The organism is Chelativorans sp. ZYF759 (assembly GCF_012911015.1).
Lineage (GTDB): Bacteria > Pseudomonadota > Alphaproteobacteria > Rhizobiales > Rhizobiaceae > ZYF759.
Genome location: NZ_WVVV01000011.1, coordinates 67,790 through 94,371, shown reverse-complemented (window position 1 = coordinate 94,371; position 26,582 = coordinate 67,790). Strand labels below are relative to the sequence as shown.

The 26,582-nt window shown below is 65.1% G+C and carries 27 protein-coding genes; 8 read left to right on the top strand and 19 right to left on the bottom strand.

What is annotated here, in order from left to right; translation table 11 throughout:
* Nucleotides 1-68 precede the first annotated feature (68 nt).
* The 3 genes from GRZ55_RS17060 to GRZ55_RS17050 are packed head-to-tail and all read left to right on the top strand — an operon-like array spanning nt 69 to nt 2,360.
* Complete coding sequence (locus tag GRZ55_RS17060; protein WP_169288164.1) at nt 69-542, top strand: CYTH domain-containing protein; 474 nt, start codon at nt 69-71, stop codon at nt 540-542.
* Nucleotides 539-1,477 carry a CHAD domain-containing protein gene (locus GRZ55_RS17055; protein WP_169288163.1) on the top strand — a complete coding sequence of 313 codons (939 nt, stop codon included), beginning with the start codon at nt 539-541 and terminating at the stop codon, nt 1,475-1,477. The genes GRZ55_RS17060 and GRZ55_RS17055 overlap by 4 nt, the downstream gene beginning before the upstream one ends.
* A gap of 7 nt (nt 1,478-1,484) precedes the next feature.
* Nucleotides 1,485-2,360 (top strand): YiiX/YebB-like N1pC/P60 family cysteine hydrolase, encoded by an 876-nt coding sequence (locus GRZ55_RS17050; RefSeq protein ID WP_169288162.1) that lies wholly within the window; start codon nt 1,485-1,487, stop codon nt 2,358-2,360.
* On the opposite strand, the gene GRZ55_RS17045 is transcribed toward GRZ55_RS17050, so the two are convergent.
* Complete coding sequence (locus GRZ55_RS17045) at nt 2,324-3,082, bottom strand: LytTR family DNA-binding domain-containing protein (RefSeq protein WP_169288161.1); 759 nt, start codon at nt 3,080-3,082, stop codon at nt 2,324-2,326. The two genes, GRZ55_RS17050 and GRZ55_RS17045, sit on opposite strands and share 37 nt — an antisense overlap.
* Nucleotides 3,083-3,236: 154 nt before the next feature.
* Between GRZ55_RS17045 and GRZ55_RS17040 the strand changes: the two genes are divergently transcribed.
* Together GRZ55_RS17040 and GRZ55_RS17035 are read left to right on the top strand one after the other, a co-directional pair.
* A complete protein-coding gene (locus tag GRZ55_RS17040) occupies nt 3,237-3,737 on the top strand; it encodes a DUF2306 domain-containing protein (RefSeq protein WP_169288160.1) in 501 nt (166 codons plus the stop codon).
* A gap of 308 nt (nt 3,738-4,045) precedes the next feature.
* A complete protein-coding gene (locus GRZ55_RS17035; protein ID WP_246734839.1) occupies nt 4,046-5,044 on the top strand; it encodes a GGDEF domain-containing protein in 999 nt (332 codons plus the stop codon).
* Between the two features lie 4 nt (nt 5,045-5,048).
* On the opposite strand, the gene cutA is transcribed toward GRZ55_RS17035, so the two are convergent.
* From cutA to GRZ55_RS16995, 8 genes are all read right to left on the bottom strand, one after another.
* A complete protein-coding gene (gene cutA, locus GRZ55_RS17030) occupies nt 5,049-5,372 on the bottom strand; it encodes a divalent-cation tolerance protein CutA (protein WP_169288158.1) in 324 nt (107 codons plus the stop codon).
* Nucleotides 5,373-5,377: 5 nt separating this feature from the next.
* The gene (trpB, locus tag GRZ55_RS17025) at nt 5,378-6,598 is read right to left on the bottom strand and encodes a tryptophan synthase subunit beta (protein WP_169288157.1); all 1,221 of its coding nucleotides are present in this window, start codon (nt 6,596-6,598) and stop codon (nt 5,378-5,380) included.
* A 96-nt stretch (nt 6,599-6,694) separates the two neighbouring features.
* Entirely contained in the window at nt 6,695-7,354 is a 660-nt protein-coding gene (locus GRZ55_RS17020; protein ID WP_169288156.1) for a phosphoribosylanthranilate isomerase, read from the bottom strand.
* A gap of 119 nt (nt 7,355-7,473) precedes the next feature.
* Nucleotides 7,474-8,376, bottom strand: coding sequence for a GGDEF domain-containing protein (locus GRZ55_RS17015; RefSeq protein ID WP_368856636.1), 903 nt, complete (start codon nt 8,374-8,376; stop codon nt 7,474-7,476).
* Between the two features lie 343 nt (nt 8,377-8,719).
* Complete coding sequence (locus GRZ55_RS17010) at nt 8,720-10,090, bottom strand: bifunctional diguanylate cyclase/phosphodiesterase (RefSeq protein WP_169288155.1); 1,371 nt, start codon at nt 10,088-10,090, stop codon at nt 8,720-8,722.
* An 87-nt stretch (nt 10,091-10,177) separates the two neighbouring features.
* Nucleotides 10,178-10,939: a M48 family metallopeptidase gene (locus tag GRZ55_RS17005; protein ID WP_169288154.1), complete on the bottom strand. Its 762-nt coding sequence runs from the start codon at nt 10,937-10,939 to the stop codon at nt 10,178-10,180.
* A gap of 95 nt (nt 10,940-11,034) precedes the next feature.
* Nucleotides 11,035-11,454, bottom strand: a complete 420-nt coding sequence (locus tag GRZ55_RS17000; RefSeq protein WP_169288153.1) for a DUF2852 domain-containing protein — start codon at nt 11,452-11,454, stop codon at nt 11,035-11,037.
* A 100-nt stretch (nt 11,455-11,554) separates the two neighbouring features.
* Nucleotides 11,555-12,337, bottom strand: a complete 783-nt coding sequence (locus tag GRZ55_RS16995; protein ID WP_169288152.1) for a carboxylesterase — start codon at nt 12,335-12,337, stop codon at nt 11,555-11,557.
* A gap of 198 nt (nt 12,338-12,535) precedes the next feature.
* On the opposite strand from GRZ55_RS16995, the gene infC reads away from it, so the two are divergent.
* The gene (gene infC / locus GRZ55_RS16990; protein ID WP_169288195.1) at nt 12,536-13,072 is read left to right on the top strand and encodes a translation initiation factor IF-3; all 537 of its coding nucleotides are present in this window, start codon (nt 12,536-12,538) and stop codon (nt 13,070-13,072) included.
* A gap of 81 nt (nt 13,073-13,153) precedes the next feature.
* Here the strand turns inward: infC and GRZ55_RS16985 are convergent, their stop codons facing one another.
* From GRZ55_RS16985 to GRZ55_RS16940, 10 genes are all read right to left on the bottom strand, one after another.
* Nucleotides 13,154-13,585: a L,D-transpeptidase gene (locus GRZ55_RS16985; RefSeq protein WP_169288151.1), complete on the bottom strand. Its 432-nt coding sequence runs from the start codon at nt 13,583-13,585 to the stop codon at nt 13,154-13,156.
* Between the two features lie 122 nt (nt 13,586-13,707).
* Nucleotides 13,708-14,100: a MucR family transcriptional regulator gene (locus GRZ55_RS16980; RefSeq protein ID WP_169288150.1), complete on the bottom strand. Its 393-nt coding sequence runs from the start codon at nt 14,098-14,100 to the stop codon at nt 13,708-13,710.
* Between the two features lie 180 nt (nt 14,101-14,280).
* Entirely contained in the window at nt 14,281-15,606 is a 1,326-nt protein-coding gene (locus GRZ55_RS16975) for an NAD(P)H-dependent oxidoreductase (protein ID WP_169288149.1), read from the bottom strand.
* Between the two features lie 55 nt (nt 15,607-15,661).
* Nucleotides 15,662-17,665, bottom strand: coding sequence for a TRAP transporter fused permease subunit (locus tag GRZ55_RS16970; RefSeq protein WP_169288148.1), 2,004 nt, complete (start codon nt 17,663-17,665; stop codon nt 15,662-15,664).
* A gap of 115 nt (nt 17,666-17,780) precedes the next feature.
* Nucleotides 17,781-18,815 carry a TAXI family TRAP transporter solute-binding subunit gene (locus GRZ55_RS16965; RefSeq protein WP_169288147.1) on the bottom strand — a complete coding sequence of 345 codons (1,035 nt, stop codon included), beginning with the start codon at nt 18,813-18,815 and terminating at the stop codon, nt 17,781-17,783.
* Nucleotides 18,816-18,968: 153 nt separating this feature from the next.
* A complete protein-coding gene (locus GRZ55_RS16960) occupies nt 18,969-20,096 on the bottom strand; it encodes an S-(hydroxymethyl)glutathione dehydrogenase/class III alcohol dehydrogenase (RefSeq protein WP_169288146.1) in 1,128 nt (375 codons plus the stop codon).
* Nucleotides 20,097-20,138: 42 nt separating this feature from the next.
* On the bottom strand, nt 20,139-20,786 hold the full coding sequence (locus GRZ55_RS16955) for a glutathione S-transferase family protein (protein WP_169288145.1): 648 nt from the start codon (nt 20,784-20,786) through the stop codon (nt 20,139-20,141).
* Nucleotides 20,787-20,794: 8 nt separating this feature from the next.
* On the bottom strand, nt 20,795-22,561 hold the full coding sequence (locus GRZ55_RS16950; RefSeq protein WP_169288144.1) for a Rieske 2Fe-2S domain-containing protein: 1,767 nt from the start codon (nt 22,559-22,561) through the stop codon (nt 20,795-20,797).
* 19 nt (nt 22,562-22,580) lie between these two features.
* Entirely contained in the window at nt 22,581-23,489 is a 909-nt protein-coding gene (locus tag GRZ55_RS16945; protein WP_169288143.1) for an aromatic ring-hydroxylating dioxygenase subunit alpha, read from the bottom strand.
* Nucleotides 23,490-23,512: 23 nt separating this feature from the next.
* Entirely contained in the window at nt 23,513-24,385 is an 873-nt protein-coding gene (locus GRZ55_RS16940) for an aromatic ring-hydroxylating dioxygenase subunit alpha (protein WP_169288142.1), read from the bottom strand.
* Nucleotides 24,386-24,619: 234 nt separating this feature from the next.
* Here GRZ55_RS16940 and GRZ55_RS16935 point away from each other — a divergent pair, with 234 nt between their 5' ends.
* Both GRZ55_RS16935 and GRZ55_RS16930 read left to right on the top strand, forming a co-directional pair.
* Nucleotides 24,620-25,459 (top strand): GntR family transcriptional regulator, encoded by an 840-nt coding sequence (locus GRZ55_RS16935; protein WP_169288141.1) that lies wholly within the window; start codon nt 24,620-24,622, stop codon nt 25,457-25,459.
* Nucleotides 25,456-26,544, top strand: a complete 1,089-nt coding sequence (locus GRZ55_RS16930) for a BMP family ABC transporter substrate-binding protein (protein WP_169288140.1) — start codon at nt 25,456-25,458, stop codon at nt 26,542-26,544. Before GRZ55_RS16935 ends, GRZ55_RS16930 begins: the two co-directional genes overlap by 4 nt.
* Nucleotides 26,545-26,582 lie beyond the last annotated feature (38 nt).

Sequence of the window (26,582 nt, the reverse complement as noted above, 5' to 3'; positions counted from 1 at the left end):
ATCGCATCGCGGCTTCACGGCGTTTAAGCTGCTTGAAACGCAGCGCCTGGCGCGCTTTGATGGACGCGATGGCCAAAGAGATCGAGCAGAAGTTCCTGGTGACTGCAGAAGGCTGGCGCGAGGCGGCGGTCGAGCGCAAGGAATTGCGCCAGTTCTACCTGGCCGCCGGTGAGGACCGCTCCATGCGCGTGCGGGTTCGTGACGGACAGAAGGCCACTCTCACCCTGAAATTCGGCGGTGCCGGCCGCGTGCGCGACGAGTTCGAATACGAACTTCCGCTTGCCGATGCCCTGGAGATGCAGGCCTTCGCCCTGGGCGCGCCGATCATCAAGACACGGCACATGGTTCCGCACGGCGGACATGTCTGGGAGGTCGACGAATTCGCCGGCGCCCTTTCGGGACTGGTGATGGCCGAGGTGGAATCGGTCGACATGGTGCCCGCGGATCAGCGGCCCGGCTGGGTCGGGCGCGAAGTCACCGACGAGGCCGGTTTCTACAACCTGGCGCTGGCGCTCAATGGCCTGCCGGAGGGCGTGGCTTGAGCTTCCGCCTCGATCCCGGCAAGGCCTGCGACGCTGAATTGCGGCGCGTCATGCTGCTGCAGATCAACCATGTGAGGCAGCATGCCCTGGCGGTGGCGGAAGAGCCGCTCAAGAGCCCCCACGAGGCACGCAAGGCGATCAAGAAAATCCGCGCGGCGCTGCGCCTGGCGCGCGCGACCGACAAGGCATTCTACCGGAGGGAAAACGCCCGTTGGCGCGATATTTCAGCCAGTCTTGCCGGCCCCCGCGAGGCCGCCGCGCTCATCGAGACCGTCGACCGCTTCGTCAAGGAATTTGCCGATGATGCCAACCGCAGCGCGCTCCTGACGTTGCGCGCGCATCTGGTGATGCGGCTTGAATTGCTGAAATCCACCAGAGACGCGCTGGAAGCGGCGGGCCAGGCCTGCGTGGTGGGCTGCGATGAGGCCGCCCGCGCCATCGAAAACTGGCCCCTGCCCCATGCCAGCAAGGCGGGCGCGCATCTGCTGGCCAAGGGCGCGAAACGCGCCTGGAAGGACGCCGAGGCTGCACGCAAGGAGGCCAGGCGCACGGGCGAGGAGGACGATTTCCACAATCTGCGAAAGGCCGTGAAGCGCCATTGGACGCATCTGGGCCTGCTGCACGATCTTTGGCCGGGTCCCGTGAAGAAGAGGCGCGAGGCCGTCGAGGCACTCGGTAACATGCTGGGCGAACTCAACGACATCTACGTGATGGAAGGGCATATGCGCACGGGCGCGGTCGAGATGGGTTTCGACACGGAAGGGCATTTCGCGCGACTGCTCGAGCAGAAGCGGCTCGAACTCCGCCGCAGCAGCGTGGCGGAAGCGGAAAAACTGTTCGGCAAGCCGCCCAGCGGCCTCAGGGCAAGCTTCGAGGCCGCCATGGCGCGGGCGCGCGCCAAATCGAAGACGCCAAAGCAGCGCAAGGCTGCCTGATCGCCCCATGGTCGACACCGCCAAGGCGCAAAAGGACACCCTCCTCGACCGGCTCGGACGCTTCCTGGCCGACCGGCTGCAGGACGAGTCGTCGGGCTATCAGCCCTACACGCCCTCGGACCCCGAAACCCTGCGGCGCGCGCTGCAGCCAGGCGACGTGCTGCTGGTGGAGGGCAACCAGAAGATCTCCGGGGCGATCAAATATCTGACGCAATCAACATGGTCGCATGCCGCGCTCTATGTCGGCGATACGCTGCCCGAACCCGAGGACGGTTCGGAACGTCCGCGGCTGGTCGAAGTCAATCTGGGAGAGGGTTGCGTGGCGGTGCCCCTGTCCAAATACCGGACCTACAACACGCGCATCTGCCGCGCTTCCGGCCTCCTGCCGGATGACCGCGACAGGGTCGTCTCCTTCATGGTCGAGCGGATCGGGCATCGCTACGACATGAAGCACATCTTCGACCTCCTGCGCTATTTCCTGCCGACGCCGCCGATCCCCGTGCGCTGGCGCCGGCGCATGATCGCCTTCGGATCGGGCGATCCCACCCGCGCGATCTGCTCGTCGATGATCGCAGAGGCCTTCACCGAAATCCTCTACCCGATCCTGCCGGATGTACGGCCCAAGCGCGGCCGGGCGCATGCGGAATCCACCTATTCGCGGCGCGAGATCCTGCACATCCGCCACCACTCGCTCTATACGCCGCGCGATTTCGACCTTTCGCCCTTCTTCGAGATCGTCAAGCCGACGCTGGTCTTCGGCTTCGACTACACCAGGCTGGAATGGTCGGAAGATGGGCAGAAGGCCATGACGCAGCCGCGCCCCGCCCGGCCTCCCGCGCCGGCTGCTCAGCCGAAACCGGCTGAGCGCACCGCCTCGGAGTAGCTGCGGCTGACCGGCAGTTCCCCCCCGCCATGCAGGTGCACGACCAGCCTGCCCTCGCGCCTTTCCAGCCGCTCGACGGCCTCGCGCGCGACCCAGTGCGAGCGGTGGATGCGCAGGCCCTCCACGCCTTCTGTTTCGGCAATCGCGTCCGCCATGCGCATGAGGACGAGCGCGCTGCCGCGATCAGTGTGAACCTCGACATAATGGTCCTGCATGCCGAGACGGACGAGCCGGCCGCGCTTGTCGTGCGGCAGGCGGTCGAGGATACGCGGACGCCGGGGCGGGCCGGCGACCCGCGCCGAGGCGTCCGGCTCGGGCTCGGCATTGCGAATGAGGAAGGCGACAAGACCGGACACCAGGGTCGCCGTGGCCACGACATAGGGCAAGGCGGTCACGAAGCCGAATACCGAGGCATCGCCGAAGGCAAAGCGGTTGAACAGCGCCACCAGCGCAGCGATCGGGACGCCCGCGATCGCGCCAGCCACCGCATACCCCGTCACCCCGCCGCGGTCCTCGCCGAAGAGCAGGCCGACGGCGAAATGCACCACCGCGAAGCCGGTGAGGTAGGTCGAAACGACGATTGCGGTCCAATAGGCCAGGCGCGCGGCGAGCGGCAGCTGATCGTAGGTGCCGAAGGGACCGACCATGCCGAGCAGGATCGACGCGCCTGCCAGGCCCGCCCACAACACGGGCGAGGACAGGACCGACTGCAATTCGCGCATCGTGAACTGCAGGCTGGCGTCGATGGCGAAGCGAGCACGTCGAATGGCGAATGCACCCTTTCCTGCTGAGCGTCTGGCTGGGATAGGCCAAGCAAAGGCGAACGGCAAGACGCCCGGTCGCCGGACCTTGACCAGTTTTCGGGAGAACCTTGCCATGACACTCCAGCCGCTCCTCGACGCGACAGTCGCGATCCAGATCCACACCGTGTCGGCCATCTTGGCGTTCGTGCTGGGCGGACTTGTGCTGTTCCGCCGCAAGGGCGACCGGCTGCACCGCATGGGCGGACGCATCTGGGCGGGCCTGATGGGGCTGGTCTGCGTCTCCTCCTTCTTCATCCATACGGTGCAGGTGATCGGGATCTGGAGTCCGATCCACGTCCTCTCGGTGACGACGCTCGCAGCTCTGATTGGCGGCATCCGCAGCGCACGGGCGGGAAGCATCCTGGAGCATCAGAGGATCATGCAGTGGACCTATTTCGGGGCGCTCATCCTGGCCGGCTATTTCACCTTCCTGCCGGGGCGCATCATGTACCGGATGGTCTTCGGCGGTTTCGAGACGGCATATGTGCCGCTGGCCGTCGGAATCGCTGCCGCCATCGGGATTCTGTACTGGTGGCTGCGCCTGGCCGCCTCCGGCAAAACGCAAGTATCATAGGTGCGACCGCACTGCATCTCATCTGACGAGACTGGGATTCTACACGCAGTAAAGCCGCACTTTAACGAAGCTTTAGCTGCCTCCGACTAACCTTGCGTAAGTCAAGGGTGGTGCGCGATTCGCGGAACTGGGGCCGAAAGCTTCTTCCTGGAGGGGAGGAGCGTTCGGCGCCGAAAGCGAGCGCATGACGGCTGGAAACGGCCAGATGGGGGATAGCGGCATTGCAGCCACGGCCAGTTGAGCAAAGATTACCGGCGTCCACCAAGCACGCGGACCTGGCCACGGCAGTCGCCAACACCATGCGGCGGATGAACGTGTCGGCTCTCCCCCGCAACTACGCCCTCTATTACGAAGCGGTGACCAACCCCCAGTCCGAGATCGCCGCCGCGCTGGCCCGGCTCGGCGAAGCGCCGCCGCAATCGCGGCTCGACGAACTGGCGGAGGCCCAGCTCGACCGGCCCGAGGCCGCCAAGGTGAGCGAGGCGCATGGCGAGATCATGAGCAAGCTCTCCGAGATCATAGCGCTTCTGAAGATCGAACAGACCGCGCTGGAGAAATATGGCCAGCTGCTCGGCGAGACCTCGCTCGGGCTGAACGGACGCCACGCCCTGTCTCAGGATTTCCTGCAGCGTGTCGTCTCGCTGATCTCGACGGCCACCGACACCACCCTCGACCACGGGCGCAAGATCGCCTCATCGATGAGCGACCGGTCGGCCGAACTGGCCGAGGTGCAGTCCAAGCTGGCGAAGTACAAGAAGCTCGCCGATACCGATGCGCTGACCCAGCTCAGCAACCGCCGCAGCTTCGACCGCGAGATCGCCGCCATCTACGAGGACAAGCGCAAGGTGATGTTCTCCTCGCTGATCCTGGCCGACATCGACATGTTCAAGCCGGTCAACGACACGCACGGCCACCCTGTGGGCGACCGGATCCTGCAGATCGTGGCCGGCATCTTCGGCGCCAGAAGCTGCTCGCGCGTGTTCGTGGCGCGTGCCGGCGGAGAGGAATTCGCGCTCATCCTGCGCGACTACACCGAAGAGAGCGCCACCAGGCTGGCCGAGGAAATCCGGCTCGCGGTGGAGCAGACGCCCTTCGTGAACGTGGCCACCGGCAAGGATTACGGCCCGATCACCATCTCCTTCGGTCTGTGCATGGCTTCGGAAGCCGAAGGGCCAGACGACCTCTACACCAAGGCCGACCGCGCGCTCTACGCCTCCAAATCCAATGGCCGCAATCGCGTCACGCGCTATTCGGAGCTGGCCACCGGGAACTTCGTCAAGAACTGGCTGCTCTACGCCAGCGACTGAGGGTCTAGCGCGGCGCGGTCTCTTCTTCCAGCCAGGCCGCATAGGCCTTTTCGATCGCCACCAGCTCGGTGGCGACGATGGAGGGCACCTCGAAAGGGTGTCTGGCCTTGACCACGACGCAGAGGTCGTCGAACAGCGCGGCGCGCGTCTTCAGGACGAGCGGCACCTCCTGGTCGCTCTCGACCTTGCCCTTCCAGTGATAGAGGCTGGCAATGGGCGCGAAGATATTGGCGCAGGCGGCGAGCCGCCTTTCGATGCAGTCGGCGGCGATGGCCTCGGCCGTCTCGCGGTCGGGGCAGTTGACCCAGACATCGAGAAAGGCCGCCATCGAGCCTACAGCCCCATGCCGAGGATCTTGCCGACGGTGAAGATGTCCTTGTCGCCGCGCCCGCACAGATTCATGACGAGGATCTGATCCTTGCCCATCCTGGGCGCGCGCTTGATCACCTCGGCCAAGGCATGGGCGGGCTCCAGCGCCGGGATGATGCCCTCGAGCCTGGTCAAGAGCTGGAATGCCTCAAGCGCCTCGTCATCCATGATCGGCACATATTCGACGCGGCCGGATTCCTTCAGCCAGGAATGCTCCGGCCCGATGCCCGGATAATCGAGCCCGGCCGAGATGGAATGGCCGTCCTTGATCTGGCCGTCCTCGTTCTGCAGAAGATAGGTGCGGTTGCCGTGCAGCACGCCGGGTCGGCCGGCCGTGAGCGAGGCGCAATGCTCGTCGCCCTCCAGACCCTTGCCGCCGGCCTCGACGCCGACGATCGCCACGTCGCGGTCATCCAGGAAGGGGTGGAAAAGGCCGATCGCGTTCGACCCGCCGCCGACGGCCGCCACCAGCATGTCGGGCAGCCGGCCTTCGGCCGCCATCATCTGCTCGCGCAGTTCCTTGCCGATCACCGACTGGAAGTCGCGCACGAGCTCTGGATAGGGGTGCGGGCCAGCCGCGGTGCCGATCAGATAGTAGGTGTCCTCGACATTGGTGACCCAATCGCGCAGCGCCTCGTTCATGGCGTCCTTGAGCGTGCCGTGGCCCGACGAGACGGGAATGACCTCCGCACCGAGCAGCTTCATGCGGAAGACGTTGGGCGCCTGACGCTCGACATCGGTGGCGCCCATATAGACTACGCAGGGCAGGCCGAAGCGCGCGCACACGGTGGCGGTGGCCACGCCATGCTGGCCGGCACCGGTCTCGGCGATGATGCGCGTCTTGCCCATGCGGCGGGCGAGCAGGATCTGGCCGAGGCAGTTGTTGATCTTGTGCGAACCGGTGTGGTTGAGCTCGTCGCGCTTGAAGTAGATCTTGGCGCCGCCCAGATGCTCGGTCAGGCGCTCGGCGAAATAGAGCGGCGAAGGCCGGCCAGTATAATGCGTATTGAGATGGGCGATCTCGGCCCAGAAGGCATCGTCGCCCTTCGCCGCGGTCCATTCCTTTTCGAGATCGAGGATCAGCGGCATCAGCGTCTCGGCCACGAAGCGGCCGCCGAAAATGCCGAACATGCCCTCGCCGTCCGGCCCGGAACGGAAGGAATTGGGAAGCGGGGTCTCGTTCATCGCGACAATCCTGATAAGTGCCTGGCCATGAGATAGGCGCTGAGCCCGCCCGTGACAGGCTTCCGGTTAAGCGTTTTCGGCCCGGAATGTAAACCTTCAGGCGGGCGAAGTCGCCCGCGCGGCGTCAACGGCGGCAAAGAATTGCGTGATCAGGGCCGGATCCTTGATTCCGGGCGCGGTTTCGACGCCGGAGGAGAGGTCGAGCCCCGGCGGGGAGACGAGCGACAGGGCCGCCCCGACATTGCCCGCATCGAGCCCGCCCGACAGCAGATAGTCCACCTCGCTGGAGAGGCCTTCCAGAAGGCGCCAGTCGAAGGCTACTCCATTGCCGCCGGGAAGTGTTGCCCCCTTCGGTGGCTTGGCGTCGAGCAGGAAGCGGTCGGCGATGCCGACATAAGGCGCAAGCTTTTCGAGATCGGCGCGGTCTGCCACCGACAGCGCCTTGATGACCGGCAGGCCGTAGCGCGCCTTGACCTCCGCCACGCGCTGGGGCGTCTCCTTGCCATGCAATTGCAGCATGTCGGGGGCCATCTCGGCGACGATCTCGTCGAGCAACGCGTCATCGGCGTCGACCGTGACGGCGACGGCCAGCGCCCTGCCGCTCGCCGCCTGCCTGAGTTGCCCTGCCTGATCCGGCGTCACGTTGCGCGGGCTTCTAGGAAAGAAGATGAAGCCGACATGGCTCGCCCCGCCAGCAAGCGCGGCGGCGACGGTCTCGGGCGTGGAGAGGCCACAGATCTTGATGTCGAGGCTCATGGGGGAGGAAATAGCGGGTTGGGGGCGGGATGTCGATGTCGGCCCCAAGGAACAAGCTCGGCTCGCGCCCGCCCCTCTTCTGGCTTGAGGTCCAGGTGAACGAGGTTCGATGGCCTGCGTCAGGCTCGAAGGAGAGCAGGGGACGTGTTCTTCTTGGCGTCGTAAAGTGCCCGATCCGCCGTGACAAACAGGTCTTGCGGGTCGAGGCCGACTTCCTCGGCGAAGGCGAGGCCGACTGACACGCTGACCGGAAGCAGATCGCCGTTCCATGGCGTCGGGGCGCCCAGGTATTCCAGAAGCCCAGGCACCGCTCTCTCCAGCTTTCCGCGTGAGCTGGCCGGTGGCAGCAAGACCGCAAATTCGTCGCCGCCAATCCGGGAGATCAGACGAGCCTGGGGAAACGCTCTTCGCAGGCGCTCTCCGAAAACCATCAGGCATCTGTCTCCTGCCGCGTGGCCCCAACGGTCGTTGAGCTGCTTGAACCCATCCAAATCGAACAAGATCAGCGCGCCGATATTGTTCAGCAAAGGATCATCACTGGACCGCTCCATGAAGCGCTGGAACCGCACCCGGTTGGCGACGCCGGTGAGCGGGTCGCATTCGGCCTGGGCCCTGAGCACTTCCCACCGTGCACGCTCCTCCGTGATGTCCTGTTTCATTCCATAGAGCGTTTCGGCCCGCCCATTGGAACTGCGCACTGCCGCGTTGATCCGGATCCAGCGCTCCGAGCCGTCAGGGCGAATGATGCTGGCATCAAGCGAGAAGCTGCCGCGCGCGTCGATGGCGCGCGATCGCTTGTGTTGGAGCAGTTCGCGCGACTCTTCGCTGTACATTTCGACTGTATGCTGGCGTTCGACCGATTGGTGGGCTGGCAGGCCGAAGATTTCGAAGACCCCTCCAGTCCAGCTAAGGCGTTCGCTCGCCAGATCGCACTCAAAAGCACCAATCGAGGCGACCGCTGCAGCCTGCTCGTAGAGGTCGAGCGGAGTCGGCTCATCGCGTCTCGAAACGCCGGGGCCCACCCCAGGGGCCCTCATTCGAAACAATCTGTTCATCCAACGCGATCCCGAATCAACGCATTTTTCCCAAGCCTTCACCCTCCCATGGGGGGAGTAAATGTAGCGTTTCAGAAGGCATGGAAAGCACCAGAGGGTGGGCGATGCGGGATCGCGATCCGAAGCTGCATGTTCGCGCCGACGCATACCCTTAGGGCCCAAATAACGGCAAAATAAAGGGGCGAAAGGCCTGCCAGGCTGGCACGGTGGCGAAACCTTGGCGGTGCCAGATCCCAGTCCGAGCTCGCTACCGAGCAGCAACTATCCGCCAGCATATTCGCCGCAAGCTGGACCATCAGCTCCCGGCCCCTCACCCCGCCCCGTTCCCCGCCAGCGGCACCTCGCCGCCCTCCGCCGCCACCCGCGCCTCAAACTGCGCCAGCGGCATCGGCTTGCCGTAGAAATAGCCTTGGAAATATTCGCAGCCCGCCGCGGACAGAAGCGCGTGCTGGGCGGGGGTTTCGATGCCTTCGGCGAGCACGTCGAGGCCGAGATCGCGGCCGATGTGAATGACGTTCTTGACGAGCTGGGCGCCGCGCAACGCGTTGGTGGCGTCATGGACGAAGCTGCGGTCGATCTTGATCTGCTGGACCGGGAGGCGGCGCAGATAGGCGAGGGAGGAATAGCCGGTGCCGAAATCGTCGAGCGCGAAGGTGAGGCCCGTTTCGCGGAGCCGCTCCAGCCTGGCGACGATCGGCTCCATCTCGGTCAGGAGCATGCTTTCGGTGATTTCGAGGGTGAGAAGGGCTGGGTCGGCGCCGGTGCGCGCCAGCGTGTCGCGCACGGTCTTCTCGAAATCGTCATGCACGAGCTGGCTGGCGCTGACATTGACGGAGAGCTTGAGGTGGCGAAGTTCGGGATGGCGCGCCCAATCGGCCAGCGTCTGGCAGCCTCTTTCGAGCACGAAGCCGCCGATGGCGGGCATGAGGCCGAGCCTCTCGGCCTCTGGAATGAACTCGACCGGCGGGACTTCGCCCCGGCTCGGGCTGTGCCAGCGCAAAAGCGCCTCGGCGCCAATCGTGGCCTGCGCCGTGTCGACCTGCGGCTGGTAGACGAGACGGAACTCGTCGTTCCAGAGCGCCGCGGTCAGGTCGCGGCGGAAGCTGTTCTTGCGGGCGAATTCGGCGTGCATGGCGTGGATGCAGGCGGCCAGCATGGTCGTGGCCATCGCCGCATTGGCCCAGGTGCCGCCGACCCGCAGATTGTCGGGCATGGCGACCATGAAGGGATTGGCCAGCGGCGCGCTGGCGAAAACGACGAAGCCCGCCAGGCAGATGCCGATCAGGACCAGCTGCGCCGTCGATCTTGCCCTCTGGTAGTTGAGATAGCCCAAGGCGGCTATGACCAGCAGGTAGAGATGGCTGACGCGCGGGTATTCGGCGGTGGGCACGTCCATGACCAGCGCCATGGTCGTGGCGATCGCCATCAGTGCCGCCTGGCCCGCCAGCAGCCCGGCCGCGAAATGGCCGCGCCGGATCAGCATGTAGATGGCGAGCCCGCTGGCGACGATGGCGAAATCCAGCGCCACCACCCCCCACCAGCCCATGAAGGAAAAGACCACCGCCCACGCCAGACCCGCCGCCGCGAAGGCCAGCGACCCGTAACGATAGACCATCACCATTCGTGCGTAGAATGGATCGTGGTTGTCGTTCGGCCGCGTCTGGTCCGGGTGTGACATCATCCATCAGGATGCTGCACAATATTGAGCGGATTGTTAAGGGCGGAATTACGCTGCGGAATGGGGCGGGACGGATACTTCCGGGCACCCTCACCCGAAGCCGATCGCCTGCAGCGCGCCGCTATTGCGCTTGAGCCAGGCCCGGGCCTCGTCGGTGCGCGGGCAGAGCTCGCGGCACAGCGCCCAGAATTTCGGCCCGTGATTCATCTCTTTCAGGTGGGCCACCTCATGGGCGACGAGATAGTCGATCACGGCAGGCGGGGCCATCATGATGCGCCAGGAGAAGGACAGCGTGCCGTCGGAGGTGCAGGAGCCCCAGCGGCTGGTCGTGTCCTTGTAGCGCACGGCCTTGGCCTTGCGCCCGACGCTGCCGGTGTGTTTCGCGACAAGGGTGGCGATCTCGGCCTTCGCCTCGCGCTTGAGGAAATCGGCCAGCCGGCGCGGCAAATGGCGGCGGTCGCCATGCACGATGAGGGCCGGCTTGCCGTCGACATCGCCGATCTCGACGGTGCCGCGGCGGGAAGGCTCGTGGACGATGAGATGCGGCACGCCGCGCAAAGGCAGCTTGACGCCGGGGCGCAGTTCGGGCCGGTCGGGCAGTTTCTTCAGCCGCTCTTCCAGCCAGCCCTGGTGGCGGGTGAGAAACTTGTCGATTTCGCCGGCGCGGATGCCGGGCGGCACGGTGATGCGCAGGCCCTTGCCGCCGGCATCGATGCGCAGCGTCAGGCGTCGGGCGCGCGGGTTCTCCACGATGCGAAGCGGCAGTGCGCGCTCGGCCACGAGATGCATGCGCTCCGTGGTGGCGAGCGGTTTCGGCGCGGGTCGCGCGGCTTTGAAGAAACCGAAGGGCATGGGCTCAGACTAGATGATTCGGAGATGAAACGCGCATGAGAAAGGCGGCGCCTCGCGACGCCGCCTCCAGATATCCCAGCCGATCGTGGCCTTGATCAGGCCGCGTCGTCCTTGCGGACGCGCCGGGCCGGCGTGGTGCGGGAGCGTTCGGCCATGAAGCGGTCGAACTCTTCCTGGTCCTTGGCACGGCGCAGCTCGCGCAGATAGGAATCGAACTCGTCGCGCGCCTCGTCGAGCTTGCGACGCTCTTCCTCGATGCGGGTGAGCTCGGCTTCGCGCCACTCGTCGAAGGCGACATTGCCGGTGCGGGCATGGCTGAAGCCGGTCGGCCGCACATTGGAGAAGAGCGATTCGCTCATGCGGTTCCATTCGCCCTTCACGTCGCCGAGGCGGTCGCCCCACAGAATGTAGGCCAGCATGGCAAGTCCGAGAGGCCAGAAGACGATGAAGCCAAGCACCATCAGCGCGATGGTGGCGGGCGTCCACGCCGGACGGATCACTGCGGTCTTGTTCATATCCGTTCCTTTCTTGGTGTTGCGCGGACCCCCAACGGGCCGCTTCGTTTTTCAGATGGGAAGCGGAGGGCGCGGGTTCAAGAAAGGGGGCCGATTTTGCCTAGGGCGCGATGCGGGCGATCAGGCCTTCGAGGGCGCCCACGATCATGTCGAGATCCTGCGGGCGGGACAGCCGATGGTCGCCGTCGCGGATCAGCGACAGCGTCACGTCGTCGGCCGGCAGATGCTCGACCAGCGTCATCGCATGCTGCCAAGGCACGTCAGGATCGGCCATGCCCTGCAGGATATGGACGGGGCAGTGGGTGTCGATCGTGCCCTTGAGAACCGCATTTGCCGCGCCGTCATAAAACAGCGCGCGGGTGTAGATGTTGGGCTCGGGGGAGTATTCTGAGAATTCCTCGAAATAGCCCTCCTCGTCGAGCGCGTTGCGCTGGGCGGCCGTCAGCTGCGGCTCCATCAGCTCGGACGTGAAATCGGGCGCGGGAGCCAGCAGGAGCAGCCCGCCGATGCGCGCGCCGTCTCCCTGCCTGTGCAGTTCCTCCACCATGCGCAGCGCGACCCAGGCGCCCATGGAGGAGCCGACCAGGATTTGCGGACCGCTGGTGAAGGACTGGAAGACGGCGAGGCTTTCGGCCAGCCAGCGCGAGATGGTGCCCTCCTGGAAGCGGCCGCCCGATTCGCCGTGGCCCGAATAATCGTGGCGGGTGAAGGCGTGGCCGGTGTCCTCCGCCCATCGGTCAAGCCGCTCGGCCTTGGTGCCCATCATGTCGGAGCGGAAGCCGCCGAGCCACACGATGCCGGGCGCGGCCCCCGCGCGGTGCCGCACCGCGATGGACACGCCCTCGACCTCGATCATTTCCGGCTGCGCCTGCATGTTGGACATTACGCGCTCGGTCCCCATATCGTTCCGGATCGAGGCTTAATGCCACCTACCGGCACGCGACGAAAGAGGAACGAATACCGGGATGTTCGTGATTCTTGCGCATCGTTGTGCTATTGACAGTTCCGCGCCGCGACCACAAAGGGCATCAAGCCATGGGACGTGGCGTCGCAGGATCAATAATCGAAGGAGAACACGACCATTCGCAGACCGTTCAAAGCAGCGCCTCCGACCAAAGATGGTCCACGCGCAAATCGCGAGATTCGCGTTCCGCAGGTTCAGCTTATCGACGATGATGGCCAGAACCGCGGTGTCGTGTCGATCAACGAGGCGCTCCAGATGGCCGAGGAAGCCGGCCTGGATCTCGTCGAGATATCACCCAATCAGCAGCCGCCAGTGTGCAAGCTCACCGATCTCGGCAAGCTGAAATACCAGAGCCAGAAGAAGGCTGCCGAAGCCCGCAAGCGGCAGAAGACCATCGAGGTCAAGGAAATCAAGATGCGGCCGAACATCGACACCCACGATTACGAGGTGAAGATGAGAGCCGTGCGACGCTTCTTCGAGGAGGGCGACAAGGTCAAGATCACCTTGCGTTTCCGCGGCCGCGAAATGGCGCATCTGGAACTCGGCATGCAGCTGCTCCATCGCGTGCGCGAAGAGGTCGAGCCGATCGCCAAGGTCGAAGCCGAACCGAAGCTGGAAGGCCGTCAGATGATGATGGTGCTCGCACCCCGCTGACGCTCGTCACAACGCATTCCCAGAAAGGCCCGGATCCGAAGATCCGGGCCTTTTTGTCTTGGCCGAGGCAGCCGCCTTCGATCAGCGGCGCACGACGATGCGCGTGTTCTTGAGCCCGACCTGCTGGGCCAGCGCGAAGAGCTTTGCGGCGTTCTGCGGGTGAAGCCTGATGCAGCCGGCGGAAGCCGGCGTTCCAAGGCGCCCGATCTGATCCGTGCCATGCACGGCATAATGGCCGTTGTAGAAGATGGCGTATGGCATCGGCGCATTGTTGTAGCGGCTGGAACGGTGATTGCGCGAAAGCCATTTGGCGGTCCAGGAACCGACCGGCGTGACCTTGCCGCGCCGGGCCGTCGACACCTTCCAGCTATGGATGACCTTGCCCCCCTGGATGACCGTCATCGTCTGGGTGGAAATCGACACCTGCGCGACAAGCTGAGCGGCCAGCACGGCGGATGGCTGAAACACGCCAACGAGCACCAAGATCGAAAGTAACGAAAGAACCCTCTTCACGGCCCACCCCCGGCTTTTCTGCCTTCCGAAAAGTATAGGCGCGGGTATCCTCTTCCTCAACCGACGAAGCCGTGAAGATGATTTTCAACGTTAACTGGCGGCAGCGCCGCCACCCCGCCGGTTCAGCGCTTGCTTCCGCCGAGCCCGCTGTCGCGCGCCACACGCGAGCGCAAACGGGAATAATTGGGCGCCACCATCGGATAGTTGGCGGGCAGATTCCACTTGGCCCGATACTCGTCGGGGGTCATCCCGTAGGCGACAGCGAGATGACGCTTGAGGGTGCGGAAACGCAGGCCGTCCTCCAGGCACACCAGATAGTCCGGCCTGATCGACTCGGAAACGGGTACCGCCGGCGTCGGCAGCATTTCGGGCCTTCCATCGAGGCCCGCCATGGCCTGATGCACCGACTCGACCAGCTTGACGAGTTCGGTCTGCGGCAGAGACTGCGCCCTGACATATGACCCGACGACACGTGCGGTCAGCCGAACGAGGCGGCTGTCATCCTTCTCATGCATGAATAAAATATCCCCTCAATATAGTTTCGTCCTAAAAAGGGCCGGCAGACCGGCCGGCGCTTTTTTGGCAGACGAAACAGAGACTTGAACAGCCCCTGCCGCTGGGGAAAGATAATCTGGAGTTAAGCTCGATCGGTAAGTTTTAGCAATCTGCCTCAGCAGCTCGTGCGGCGGACATGATCAGCTTTGGGAGGACCCGAAGATCATCTCGTCCTGCAGCCGCCGCAGTTCGACCAGACGAGAATTTCGATCCGGCTGGACGTTCGCGTAGGTGAGGAGTTCGCCCTTGGCGATCGGTGCCGTTACCGAACCGCCTTCCAGCAATCCGCAGGGCACGGCGCGCACGTCACGCGCCTCGTCGGCCCGCATGATCCACGAGCGATAGGTGTATTCGCCGATGGCGTCGAGCCGGTCTCCGGGCGCAAGATCGCGCTTGGCCAGCGCACAGACCTCGGCCACGGGCCGGTCGAGGGGAACCATGTCGGCCTTGCCGTGAATGACGGCGCGCGCGCAGGTGAGCGGCACCTCCAGGCTGGTGAGATGGTAGGGCCGATAGAATGTATAGTAGGGCCCCTCGCCGAGCTTGAGGTCATTCATGCGCTCGCGCAGGCGCGGATGATCCATCTCGGCAATGACGAAGACGCCTGGCGCAACGCCCTTGCCGACGGAGAAGTCGACCACGCCCTTGCGCGACAGCAGGCCGCCATCGGCCACCGGGCAGAGGACCGACGACAGTTCCTCGCGCGAACAGGCGGGGCCATGCATGCCGGCTTTGTCGGGCACAAGACCCGTCGCATTGGCGATGGCCGCCATCTCGACCATGGTCTTGGAGCCGTCGACGAACTCGACCAGCATGCGCGGGTTCATGTTGCGGCGGCGCGCCTCCTCCTCGTACTGGTCGGGCGTGGCGTCATGGTTGAGCGGGTTGTTCTTGCCCTTGCCGGCGGCGACAATGTCGTGGCCCATGGCCGAGACGAATTCGATCAGTTCCATGCACGACGAAGGCTCGTCGCCGGCGCCCAGCGAATAGACGACGCCCAGCCTTTCGGCGGCGCTCTTGAGCCACGCGCCGATGGTTACGTCGGCCTCGACATTCATCATCACGAGATGCTTGCCATTCTCCATGGCCTGCACGCCCAGCTCGGCCCCGACCGCCGGCTTGCCGGTTGCATCGATCACCACATCGACATGGTCGGAGGTGGCGACCATGGAGCCGTCCGGCACGATGGCGGTGCGGCCGGCCTCGGCCAGACGCGCCAGTTCGGCCGCGCCGTCGGCCGTGCCCGCGCTTTCGGCCGCGCGCCCGGCGATGCGGATCGCCTCATGGACGCGTTCGGCGCGCGTGTCGGCGATCGCGGAAATGACGAGGCCCTTCATGCGGGCGACCTGGGTGACGATGTCGGTGCCCATCTCGCCGCAGCCGACCAAACCTATACGCACCGGCCGGCCTTCGTCGGCGCGTCGGGCAAGATCCCGCGCCAGCCCGGTCAATGCGACATTCGTCATCTTCTCTCTCCGTTCAGGTTTGCGCGGCGAGATAGAAGCCCGGCAAAAAGGATTGTCAACCTGAGGTCGGCGCAGCAGCCGCGGCGCGCTCCTCTCCATAGCGGCCGCGCATGCGCATGAGGCCATACCCCATGATGCCCAGCAGAAGCAGCGCCAGGCCGACCGCCACCACGTCGTTGCCGGGATAGAGCAGCAGCAGCGCCGCCAGAAGGGCAAGGCCCCACCTTGCCGAATAATCGATCTTGCGGCTGGAGACGAACTTGCCCTGGGCGGCGAAGCTCAATGCCAGCGTGCCGATCAGCACCAGCGCGAAGGCCGGCATCTGGGCCCATCCGGGCTCGACGACCAGGTCGGGCCGGATAAAGACGGCGGCCATCATGACCATCAGCGGCATGCAGATGAGGAGAGCGTGCATCATCGTCGGAATGAAGGGCGCATCGGCAATACGCGACGTGACGGCGGCCACGACCGATGTCGGTGGCGAGAGTTCGCCGAATACGGCCACGAAGAAGGCGAAGAAATGCACCACCCAGGGATCGAAACCGGCACGGATCATGAAGGGCGCGATCACCACGGCGGTGATGATGTAGGTCGGGGCCACCGGCAGGCCCATGCCGACCAGATAGCCGAAGCCGAAGGCGACCAGCACCATGAGGACGAGGTTGATGGCTGCCCCTTCCATCAGGATGACGCCGACCTTGGTCGGGACGCCGGTGATGGTGAAGCTGGCCGTCAGGATGCCCAGCGTGGCGAGCAGGATCACCAGTTCCGAGGTGATGGTGGCGAAGGATTCGACGAGCCGCAGATAGGGTTTCGCCAGTTCGCGGATACTGAAGGCACGCCGGCGCCACAGCCGCCAGAGATAGGCGACGGAAAGGGCCACCAGCAGCCACACGAAGACTGTCTGGGCCGAGGTCATGGCCGGGCGCCGCTCGAAGCCCATCAGCCAAATGAGGGCGACGACGGAGAGGAAGTAGGCGCCGATGTTGATCTTGTCCATGACGCCCAGCGGGGGGACGTCCAGCACGACCGCACGCTGATGGTGGCGCAAGGCCAGGAGATAGACCGCGAAGGCGACGCCGAAGAAATAGATGAAGGCGGGCACGAAACCGCGTGCCACGACCTCGAAATAGCTCACGCGCAGATATTCGGCCATCAGGAAGGCGGCGATGCCCATCAAGGGCGGCATGAGCTGTCCGCCGAGCGAGGAGGCCGTCTCGACGGCGGCGGCCGTGACGCGCGGAAAGCCCGCCTTGATGAGAGCGGGGATGGTGGCCGAGCCGGTGGTCGCCGCATTGGCAGCCCCAGAGCCGGACACCGCGGCAACGCCGAAGGAGCCGATGACGGCTGCCTGCGGCAGGAAGGTCGGCGAGCGCATGGCAAGGCGCGAGGAGCCCTGCAGGATGGAATCGATGCAGCCGAAGGCGCGCAGGACTGCCAGGACCAGGATGAAGGAACCGATCAGGGTGAGGCCAAGCTGCGGCATGCGCTCGAAGATGCCCGTCGACATCTCGACGCTGATCGAACTGGCCACGCGATTCCAGGACATGCCGGGATGGTTGAACATGCCCGGCACGAGATAGCCGTAGACCGTGTAGAGCATGAGCAGGAGGTTGATGACGAAGAGCACGAAATAGCGTCTTCGCGTGTATTCCAGGATCAGGGCGGCCATGCCGGCGCCAACGATCAGATCATGCGTGTTCCAGATCCCCATCCGGTAGATGCGGATGCCGTCGAACTCGCGCAGCAGATAGGAGGCCGCGTAGATGCTGAAGCCGATATAGGCGGCAGCGATGAACCAGGGCACGATCGCGCCGAGCCTCTCATAGAAGCGCTGGTTGCGCAGGTCGTTGAGGACGACGATGCACAAGGTCATCGGGACCATGGTGACGGCGAGCAGGGAAGGCCCGCCCGCCCCCGTCATGTAGTAGCGCGAGAGATAGGCGAAGAAGCCTGCCGCCGCGGCGTAGAAGAGGATATCCGCGATAAGGCCGAGGCGCTGCTTCAGCGGCGTGTCGCGTTGTGGGGGGCCGCTTTCGATATCGACGGTTTCGGACATGGTGAACCGGATGCCACTGGAGGAGCGGAATGGCGGCGACCGGATTCGGTCACCCGCGAAGCGCCCCGGCCGTCATGCGGCCGGGGCTTCTTGTTGCGGTGAACGCGGCGCGGGCTCAGCCGGCGACGCGGTCGTCCCAATCATCGTTCCAGGCGTCGCGGTCGCGCAGGAAGCGCGCCAGGCCCGGGTGGATCGGGGCGGCGTCGCCAACCGACTCGATGCCACGCACCTGCATGCCGACGAGGTCTTCCTGCAGCTGGGAAAGGCCCGGATCGGACTGGACGATCTCGTCGATATTGGCCTCGAGGGTCTCCAGCATCCTGTAGACGACGTCCTCGTCGACATTCATGCCGACGTGGAAGCCGTAATAGAACGGCACGAGCACCGCTTCCTCGACGCCGATGTCAGCGTCGAAGGCCGAAGCCGGCACGCGCACCACGGAGATGCCTTCGGCCTCGAGCATCTGGATTTCCTCGTCGCTCGGATTGAGGGCGTGGATGTCGGTGGTCAGCAGTGCTTCCTGCACCCAGGGTGCCGGCGAGGTCTCGCCGGTGGTGTAGATCGACATGGCGTCGATGGTGCCGTCCTGGACCGACTGGCCCGAAAGGCCGGTATCGAGCTCGACATAATTGTGGCCGACTTCAAGTATGTTCATGGCGCGCTCGAGCGCGGCACGCGTGTCCCACGGGGCCGGGCTGGTGAAAACCGGGCGTCCCGACAGAGAGCGCCAGCCATCCATGCCTTCGGCATCGGCCGCGCGCACGCCGAGGCCCATTTCGAGCGTATAGGCCCAGAAAGACTGGACCAGCTCATTCTCGCCCTGCTCGAAACCGACATAACGACCCGTATCGTTGGCGATTTCGACGAAGGCGACGTCGGCGCCGTAATAGCCGTCGAACTGGCCGGCCGCGAAGCCGCGCACCGATGCGGCGGCACCCGGGGTGGGCATGACGGTGATGGAAATTTCGTCCATCTCGCGGTTGAGCACCTGCGAGAGGCTGACGAGCGCGCGGTGGCCGGCGGAGTCAACTGACGAGGTGGCCCATCTGATTTCCTGCGTGTCCTGGGCATTGGCTGCCCCGGCGCCCGCGATTGCGACAGCTCCAGCGGCAAGAAGGCCAGCAATGGCGGTCGTGAGATGATGCTTCAAGATCGTTCCTCCAGTTCTCGTTGCGTCCAAGACGGGACGGCGTCCTCCCGACGCCGCTGCCGCGAGCGTAGCGCAGCTTGGCGGGGGATACAAACTTCGGAGGAGAAAAGCCGCGCGGCCGACCCAGCGGCTGGCCGGCCGCGCGTGCAACCGTCAGTAGATGACGACGCTGCGGATGGATTCGCCCGCATGCATGAGGTCGAAGCCCTTGTTGATGTCTTCGAGCGGCATGGTGTGGGTGATCATCGGATCGATCTCGATCTTGCCGTCCATGTACCAGTCGACGATCTTCGGCACGTCGGTTCGGCCGCGGGCGCCGCCAAAGGCCGTGCCCTTCCAGGTGCGACCGGTGACCAGCTGGAAGGGGCGCGTGGAAATCTCCTGGCCCGCACCCGCCACGCCGATGACGATGGATTCGCCCCAGCCGCGATGCGCGCATTCCAGCGCCTGGCGCATGACCTTCACGTTGCCCGTGCAATCGAAAGTGTAGTCGGCGCCGCCGATCTGGTCGGCCCCGCGCTTGGTCATGTTGACGATGTGGGCGACGATGTCGCCGTCGATCTCGGTCGGGTTGACGAAGTGGGTCATGCCGAAGCGCTCGCCCCATTCGCGCTTGTCGTTGTTGAGGTCGACGCCGATGATCATGTCGGCGCCGGCGAGCCTCAATCCCTGGATTACGTTGAGGCCGATGCCGCCCAGGCCGAAGACGGCGGCGGTGGCACCCATCTCCACCTTGGCGGTGTTGAAGACGGCGCCGATGCCGGTGGTGACCCCGCAGCCGATGTAGCAGATCTTGTCGAAGGGTGCGTCGGGATTGACCTTGGCGACCGCGATCTCGGGCAGCACGGTGTGGTTGGCGAAGGTCGAGCAGCCCATGTAGTGAAAGATCTTGTCCTTGCCGATCGAGAAGCGCGAGGTGCCGTCGGGCATCAGGCCCTGGCCTTGAGTGGCGCGGATCGCCGTGCACAGATTGGTCTTGCGCGACAGGCAGGACGGGCAGGAGCGGCATTCAGGCGTGTAGAGCGGAATGACGTGATCGCCCTTCTTCACGCTGGTGACGCCGGGGCCGACATCGACGACGATGCCCGCGCCCTCATGACCCAGAATGGCGGGGAAGATGCCTTCGGGATCGGCACCCGAGAGCGTGAACTCGTCGGTGTGGCAGATGCCGGTCGCCTTGACCTCGATCAGCACCTCGCCTTCGCGCGGGCCTTCGAGATCGACTTCCATGATCTCCAGCGGCTTGCCGGCGGCGGTGGCGACTGCGGCACGTGTCTTCATCGTGAACTCCTCCTCATGGGCTGATCTGAAAGCCGGTATGGACTAAGCCGCCTTGGCGGGTCCAGCCGGAAAAACGCCGGACATGACGATGAAGCCCGGTAGCCGCTTCACGCGATCGCACCATCTTCGGATGGCGGGGTAGTCCTGGCGCGAGATGCCCCCCTCCTCCGACAGGATGACATAGGGAAAGCAGGCGATGTCGGCGATGGTGGGGCGATCGCCCGCAACGATCCAGTCGCAGCCCTCCTGCTCGCCGAACCAGAGATGATCGTCGAGGATGCGGAACAGGCGATGCGCACCCGTGCGACAGGCCTCGATGTCGCGATCGTAGAACAGGCCGTCATGCAGGCGCGCGGCGGAGGCGGTCGCGGTGATGCCATCGGCGAAGGACAGCCATTGCGAGACCTCGCCGAGGCGGCGCGGGTCGTCGACCGGATACCACTGGCGCGAGGTGTCATATCTGGCCGCGAGGTAGACGAGGATCGCCTGCGCATCGCGCAGCACCAGCCCCTCATCCTCGATCACCGGCAATTGCCCCAGCGGGTTGATGCGCAGGAACCAGTCCGACTTGTGCTCGCGGCCGGGATAGAAGTCGATCGGCACGCTCTCGTATTCGAGACCCAGCATGCTCATGAAAAGCCGCAGCTTGTAGCAATTGCCCGAGAGTTCGTAGTCGTAGAGCTTGATCATCGCGGCCTCTACAGATCCAGGACAAGCCGCGCCGATTTCGCGCGCGACACACAGGTCATGATCTTGGTGTTGGAGCGTTTCTCGGCGTCGTTGAGGTAGACGTCCTGATGGTCCGGCTCACCCTCGATGACGGTGGCCAGGCAGGTGCCGCAGGCACCCTGCTCGCAGGAGGACGGCATGTCGATGCCGGCCTCGCGCATGACATCGAGGATGGTCCGGCCGGCCGGCACCTGCAGCGTCACGCAGGAGCGCGCCAGCGCCACCTCGAAACTCGAACTGTCGTCGATCTCGTGGGTGTTCTTGAAATATTCGAAATGGACGGCGCTCTCGGGCCAGCCGCAATCGCGTGCAATGGCGCGGGCGGCCTCCAGCATCGGTCCCGGGCCGCAGAGATAGACATGCATGCCCGGCACGTAGCCCGACAGCGTTTCGCGCAGTTTCTCCTGCGTCGCTTCGGGCGACAGGCCCAGATGGGGGACGAGATTGCCCTTCAGTTCGGCCAGCCTGTCGGCAAAGGCCATCTGGCTTTCCGCCTGGGCGAAGTAGTGCAGCCGGTAGGACAGTGCGGAATGATCCAACGCAAGCGCCATGGACAGGAGCGGCGTGATGCCGATGCCGCCGGCGATGAACAGCGTGCGCACCGCATCGCGGCGCAGCGGGAAATTGTTGCGCGGCTCCGAGATGGCCAGCACGTCGCCGACGCGCAGCGTGTCATGCACGCAGGCCGAGCCGCCGCCGGAGGCCGCCTCGCGCTTGACGCCGATCACATAGCGATCGGTCTCGCCGGGGCCGTTGGTGATCGAATACTGGCGCACCAGGCCGTTGGGCAGATGCAGGTCGATATGGGCGCCAGGCTGGAATGTCGGCAGGACACCATTAACGGTGCGCAGTTCCAGCGCGGCGATGCCCTCGGCCGCCTGCCATTTGCGCGCCACCTGCACGCGCAGGGCCGCCTTGCGGCCGGATGGCGTGAGTTCCGGCATCTCGGCCAGCTCGGCGCTGACGGGCACGATCGCGGGCTGCATCGGCTCCGGCGCGGGGAGCCTTGCGGCCTCCCGCTCGATCCGCTCGCGCAATTCGGTAAGCCGCTGGTTGTGATGGCGCAGGACCGTAACGCGGTCCGCACCGTCGGGCAGCGCGTCGAGCATGCCCCGGATGACGGAGCGGCCGGAATCGACGGGCTGCACGAAGAAGGCGGCGCGGGTCGCGGCGCCATCGGCGCGCGCGAGCAGGGCCACCGAGAATGCGCCGCCGCCTTCGACCGCCATTTCGACAGGTTGCGCATCCAGCGCGGCGGATGGCGCGAAGGCGTAGGACTTCAGATGCTCAACCACGCGATCGGCGGAGGCATTGAGCGGGATCGGCCGCAGCACCAGCTGCCCGCCCTCTTCCATGCCGGCGACGGCCGGCACCTCGCCCTCGGGCTGCTCGGCCGACCAGACCATGCCGTAACGCTCGACGGCGGCGAAGGTGCGGTTGGTGATGGTGCGGGCCGGCGCATCGGCCGGGTGGGCGGGGATGTAGGTGCAGCCCGCGGTGCGGTTGGCGTAGCGCCAGCCGTGATACTGGCATTTGAGCTCGCGCCCGTCATTGATGCCGATGGAGAGCCGCACGCCCCGGTGCAGGCAACGGTTTTCCCAGACATTGACGAAGCCGTCATCGGCCCGCCAGACCGCGAATTCGCGGCCCAGCAGCTGGCCGTGGAAGACGTGCCGGGACACGAGGTCGCTGGAGGCGGCGATCGGGTGCCACCGGTGGGGAGAGGTGTCGAACATGCGGTGCTCCGATGGCGGCTCAGGCGGCGGCGGGGATGACGCCATAGGTCAGCCCCTTGTCGCGCAGCCAGCGCCGGTAGGCGATGGAGGATTTGTCGGCACGGATGGGCGTCTCGGCGCGCGGGTCGAGCGGCAGGCGCTTGGGGTACTGGTTTTCCAGGATCGGCTTGTCCTGCCCGAAGATCGTCTGCTGGAAACGCTTGATGATCTTGTCCTCGTTGTCCTCGTCGAGAACGCACAGCATCATGTGGGCGCGCACATTCTCCTCGTCGATCGGCTGGACGAAGATGGCGATCACATCGAGCCGGTTCTCGTCGACCGGGCTCGACTTGTAGAGCACCGAGCAGAAGGGATGGGGCACGCGGTAGATGTAGTCGACATCGGCCCCACCCGAAGACGCGGTGGAGGCCATGGGCTGGAAGAAGCGGCAACGCGTGGCGAGGATCTCATCGCGTTCGACGGAGATGTCGACGTCGTATTCCTTCACCTCCGTATGCGGCTCGGCGCCCAGTATGTCGGTGTGGACATAAGGAAAATGGCCCATATCGAGGAAATTCTCGATGGCGCGCGGCGCGGAGACCTTCACGCCCATGGTGGCGGCATGCAGACGGCGGCGGTCGGCCTCCTCCCATTCGGGGATGGCGAACAGTTCGGCCGGCGGATTGCCGAGCGAGGTCCAGACATAGCCATAGGCGAGCTTGACCGGCAGCGCGGGCGGCAGCATGCCGGGCTCGACCGGATCGCCGATACGCAAAGCCGGCTCGGCGCGCCAGACGGCGGCCGTGCCGTCCGCAAACAGCGCGTAATGTAGCTGCTCCTGAAGGAGGCGTGTGGCGTGGACCAGGCCCGGCGCGGCTTCCTCGATGACGGCGACCGGATGCCACAGATCGAGGGCGACCCTGTCGGAGCAGTGCGTGGCGTTCGACATTCCAGTTCTCCTTTCGGGCTCATTCATGCCCGGGCGGGTATGGCACCATAGGTCACGTTCCGGTCGCGAAGCCAGCGGCGGTAGTAGACGGAGCTGGCATCGGCGCGGATCGGGGTCTCGGCGCGCGGATCCAGCGGCAGGCGCTTGGGATACTGGTTCTCCAGGATCGGCTTGTCCTGCCCGAAGATCAGCTGCATGAACCAGCGCACCGTGGCCGCTTCCATGCCCGTCCTGAGATAGCAAAGGAAGGGATGGGCGACACAATTCTCCTCGTCGACCGGCTGGACGAACAGGACGATGACATCCTTGCGGTCGGTCTCGAGCGGGTTGGTCTTGTAGAGCAGCACCGTATAGGGGCGGACGACCTTGTAGATGTAGTCGACCATGATGCCGCCGCTGGCATTGGGCGAGGCGACAGGCTGGAAGAACCGGCATTCGGTGGCCAGAACCTCGTCCGCCTCGGTGATCTCGACGATGTAGGGTTCGACCTCGGTATGCGGTTCCTCGCCCAGCCAGCCGGTGTGCACGAAGGGGAAATGGCCCATGTCGAGGAAGTTCTCGACCGTGCGCAGGCCGGAAACGGCGACGCCGACCGAGCCGCCGGTAACGAGATGGCGATCCGTTTCCAACGCTTCCGGAATGTCCAGGATGTCGCGGCGCGGTTCGCCGAGGCAGGCCCAGGCGAAACCGTAGCGCTCGCGCGAGACGACCGTGGCGCCGTCGTCGCGACGGTGAATGGCGAGCGTCCCATCTGGCGCCCGATCGAGGATGAGCGGCACGCCGAGCAGTTTCGTGGCAAATCGCGCGCCCGGCGGCACCGAGGCCAGATCCGCGACGACATGCCAATCCTCGTTGAGGATGGGGTCGGCGCAAGCAGCACGATCTGCGGTCTTCATCCAAGCCTCCCCTGCGGCGCGGGGGCCGCTTCTGGGCGGTCGCGACAGCACGACGGACAAACAGTCCGGAATGCAGGATTGGATATCAATATAGATTTTGTTGAAACTTATTCAGCCCTGGCTTGATTGACAAAAGGAGGCCGGCTAACCGCTACTTGCCCTTTCCTGCCGCCACCCGCGTCACGACCCGACAAAGGGCGGCACGGATACAAGATGGAGGCATGACGGCCGGGGATGAGCAGCCGCTCCCAGACCATCACGGCTATTCTGACCAAGGCGATACTCGACCATCGCCTGGTGCCCGGCTGCAAGCTGGGCGAGCGCGAGCTTTCCGAGATCTTCGACGTCAGCCGCATCGTGATCCGCCAGGCGCTGATCCGGCTCGCGGATGACGGCCTGGCGACGATCGAGCGCAACCGCGGCGCGTTCGTTGCCAAGCCGAGCCTTCAGGAGGCTCTGGAGCTCTACGACGCGCTGACGCTGGTCGAACAGGGCGTGGCCGCGCAGCTCAGCGAGCGGCTCGGCCCGTCCGGCTGGAACGAGCTGCGCCAGCATGTCGAGCGCCAGCGCCAGGCGGTCGAAGCCGGCAACGACGCACTCGCCGATCTTCTGGGCCAGGAATACCACACGCTTTTCGTAAGGCTGTCGCGCAACAAGGTCATGCAGGAGATCCATGCCCAGCTGATCCGGCGCACGACCCTGCTGCGCTCGCTGATCCCCGCCGATTTCGATTACTGCAACCTGCTCGACGACCACAGCCGGCTGATCGACCTCCTGGAGAAGGGGCGCCTGAAGCCGGCCATGGAACTCATCGCTTCGCATCACAATACCGTGGTGCGCGGCTACATCATGGACCGCCCGGCACATGTCGAATTGACACCGCGCGACGCATTGGCACCTTATCTGGACACGACGAGACCGGAGAAGGGCTCGCGGGGTTCGGAGAACGCATCAGAAATCCGGGAGGAAGCCGGCGGGACAACGAGCCAAGCCGGCAAAACAAACAAGATCCGTTCGCATCGACACGACGGACACCATTCGGCAAACGCAAATCCAGAGGGAACACTTCAATGATCAGAACTTCACGACGCAAGTTTCTCAAGTATGGCGGCGCGGCCGGCGCCGCGCTCGGCCTCGGCGGCTGGGCCAATCTGGCTCGGGCCGACGAAATCCTGCGCGTCGGCGTGGTCTATGTCTCGCCAGTCTCCGATATCGGCTGGACCAAGCAGCACAGCCTCGGCGTCGAGGCCATCCGCGCGGAATTCGGCGACCGGGTCGAGCTGACCGTTCTCGACAATGTCTACAACCCGCAGGATGCCGAACGCGTCTTTCGCGAGCTCGCCTCCACCAACCACCTCGTTTTCGGCACGAGCTTCTCGCATGGTACGCCGCTGCAACGCGTGGCACCGCGCTTCCCGGACGTTGCCTTCGAGCATTGCTCGGGCATCGTGCATCTCGACAATCTCGGCACGTTCGAGGCCAAGTATTACGAGGGCACCTATGTGGCCGGCGTGGCGGCGGGCCACATGAGCGAGAGCGGCCGCATCGGCTTCGTGGGCGGCTTCCCGATCCCCGACATCGTGGGCCCCGCCAACGCGCTTCTGCTCGGCGCCCAGAGTGTCAATCCGGACGTTACCTGCAGCACCATCTTCCTCAACTCCTGGTACGATCCGGGCCGCGAGCGTGAGGCGGTAAACACGCTCGTCTCGCAAGGGTGCGACGTGATCTGCTCGATGACCGATACGGCAACCGGCGTCCAGACCTCGGGCGAGCTCGGCGCCTGGTCGATCGGTTACGCCAGCGACATGAGCCAGTTCTCCGACCGTCACCTGACGGCGTTCACGCTCGACTGGTCGAGCTACTACGTGGATGCGGCACGCACGGTGGCCGACGGTAACTGGGTCGCCGAGGAACATTGGGGCGGGCTGTCCGACGGCGTCGTCAAGATGTCGCCCTACAATGAGGCGATCCCGGCGGAGGTCCAGGCCGAGATGGATTCGGTGAAGGCGGCGATCGCGGCCGGCGAACTGCATCCCTATCGCGGCGAACTCAAGAACCAGGATGGCGAGGTCGTCGTCGCGGAGGGTGAGGTGCTCTCGGACGGAGATATCCGATCCATGGTGTGGTTCGTGGAAGGCATGATCGGCAGCCTGAGCTGATCCATCCGCGACGACAGGCAGCATCGGCGGCCGGGAGG

Excerpts from the sequence above, each read along its gene's own strand:
- GRZ55_RS17060 (WP_169288164.1), top strand. The coding sequence starts at position 69 with ATGGCCAAAGAGATCGAGCAGAAGTTCCTGGTGACTGCAGAAGGCTGG.
- GRZ55_RS17050 (WP_169288162.1), top strand. The coding sequence starts at position 1,485 with ATGGTCGACACCGCCAAGGCGCAAAAGGACACCCTCCTCGACCGGCTC.
- GRZ55_RS17045 (WP_169288161.1), bottom strand. The coding sequence starts at position 3,082 with ATGCGCGAATTGCAGTCGGTCCTGTCCTCGCCCGTGTTGTGGGCGGGC.
- GRZ55_RS17040 (WP_169288160.1), top strand. The coding sequence starts at position 3,237 with ATGACACTCCAGCCGCTCCTCGACGCGACAGTCGCGATCCAGATCCAC.
- GRZ55_RS17035 (WP_246734839.1), top strand. The coding sequence starts at position 4,046 with ATGAACGTGTCGGCTCTCCCCCGCAACTACGCCCTCTATTACGAAGCG.
- cutA (WP_169288158.1), bottom strand. The coding sequence starts at position 5,372 with ATGGCGGCCTTTCTCGATGTCTGGGTCAACTGCCCCGACCGCGAGACG.
- trpB (WP_169288157.1), bottom strand. The coding sequence starts at position 6,598 with ATGAACGAGACCCCGCTTCCCAATTCCTTCCGTTCCGGGCCGGACGGC.
- GRZ55_RS17020 (WP_169288156.1), bottom strand. The coding sequence starts at position 7,354 with ATGAGCCTCGACATCAAGATCTGTGGCCTCTCCACGCCCGAGACCGTC.
- GRZ55_RS17010 (WP_169288155.1), bottom strand. The coding sequence starts at position 10,090 with ATGATGTCACACCCGGACCAGACGCGGCCGAACGACAACCACGATCCA.
- GRZ55_RS17005 (WP_169288154.1), bottom strand. The coding sequence starts at position 10,939 with ATGCCCTTCGGTTTCTTCAAAGCCGCGCGACCCGCGCCGAAACCGCTC.
- GRZ55_RS17000 (WP_169288153.1), bottom strand. The coding sequence starts at position 11,454 with ATGAACAAGACCGCAGTGATCCGTCCGGCGTGGACGCCCGCCACCATC.
- GRZ55_RS16995 (WP_169288152.1), bottom strand. The coding sequence starts at position 12,337 with ATGTCCAACATGCAGGCGCAGCCGGAAATGATCGAGGTCGAGGGCGTG.
- GRZ55_RS16980 (WP_169288150.1), bottom strand. The coding sequence starts at position 14,100 with ATGCATGAGAAGGATGACAGCCGCCTCGTTCGGCTGACCGCACGTGTC.
- GRZ55_RS16975 (WP_169288149.1), bottom strand. The coding sequence starts at position 15,606 with ATGACGAATGTCGCATTGACCGGGCTGGCGCGGGATCTTGCCCGACGC.
- GRZ55_RS16970 (WP_169288148.1), bottom strand. The coding sequence starts at position 17,665 with ATGTCCGAAACCGTCGATATCGAAAGCGGCCCCCCACAACGCGACACG.
- GRZ55_RS16960 (WP_169288146.1), bottom strand. The coding sequence starts at position 20,096 with ATGAAGACACGTGCCGCAGTCGCCACCGCCGCCGGCAAGCCGCTGGAG.
- GRZ55_RS16955 (WP_169288145.1), bottom strand. The coding sequence starts at position 20,786 with ATGATCAAGCTCTACGACTACGAACTCTCGGGCAATTGCTACAAGCTG.
- GRZ55_RS16950 (WP_169288144.1), bottom strand. The coding sequence starts at position 22,561 with ATGTTCGACACCTCTCCCCACCGGTGGCACCCGATCGCCGCCTCCAGC.
- GRZ55_RS16945 (WP_169288143.1), bottom strand. The coding sequence starts at position 23,489 with ATGTCGAACGCCACGCACTGCTCCGACAGGGTCGCCCTCGATCTGTGG.
- GRZ55_RS16940 (WP_169288142.1), bottom strand. The coding sequence starts at position 24,385 with ATGAAGACCGCAGATCGTGCTGCTTGCGCCGACCCCATCCTCAACGAG.
- GRZ55_RS16935 (WP_169288141.1), top strand. The coding sequence starts at position 24,620 with ATGAGCAGCCGCTCCCAGACCATCACGGCTATTCTGACCAAGGCGATA.
- GRZ55_RS16930 (WP_169288140.1), top strand. The coding sequence starts at position 25,456 with ATGATCAGAACTTCACGACGCAAGTTTCTCAAGTATGGCGGCGCGGCC.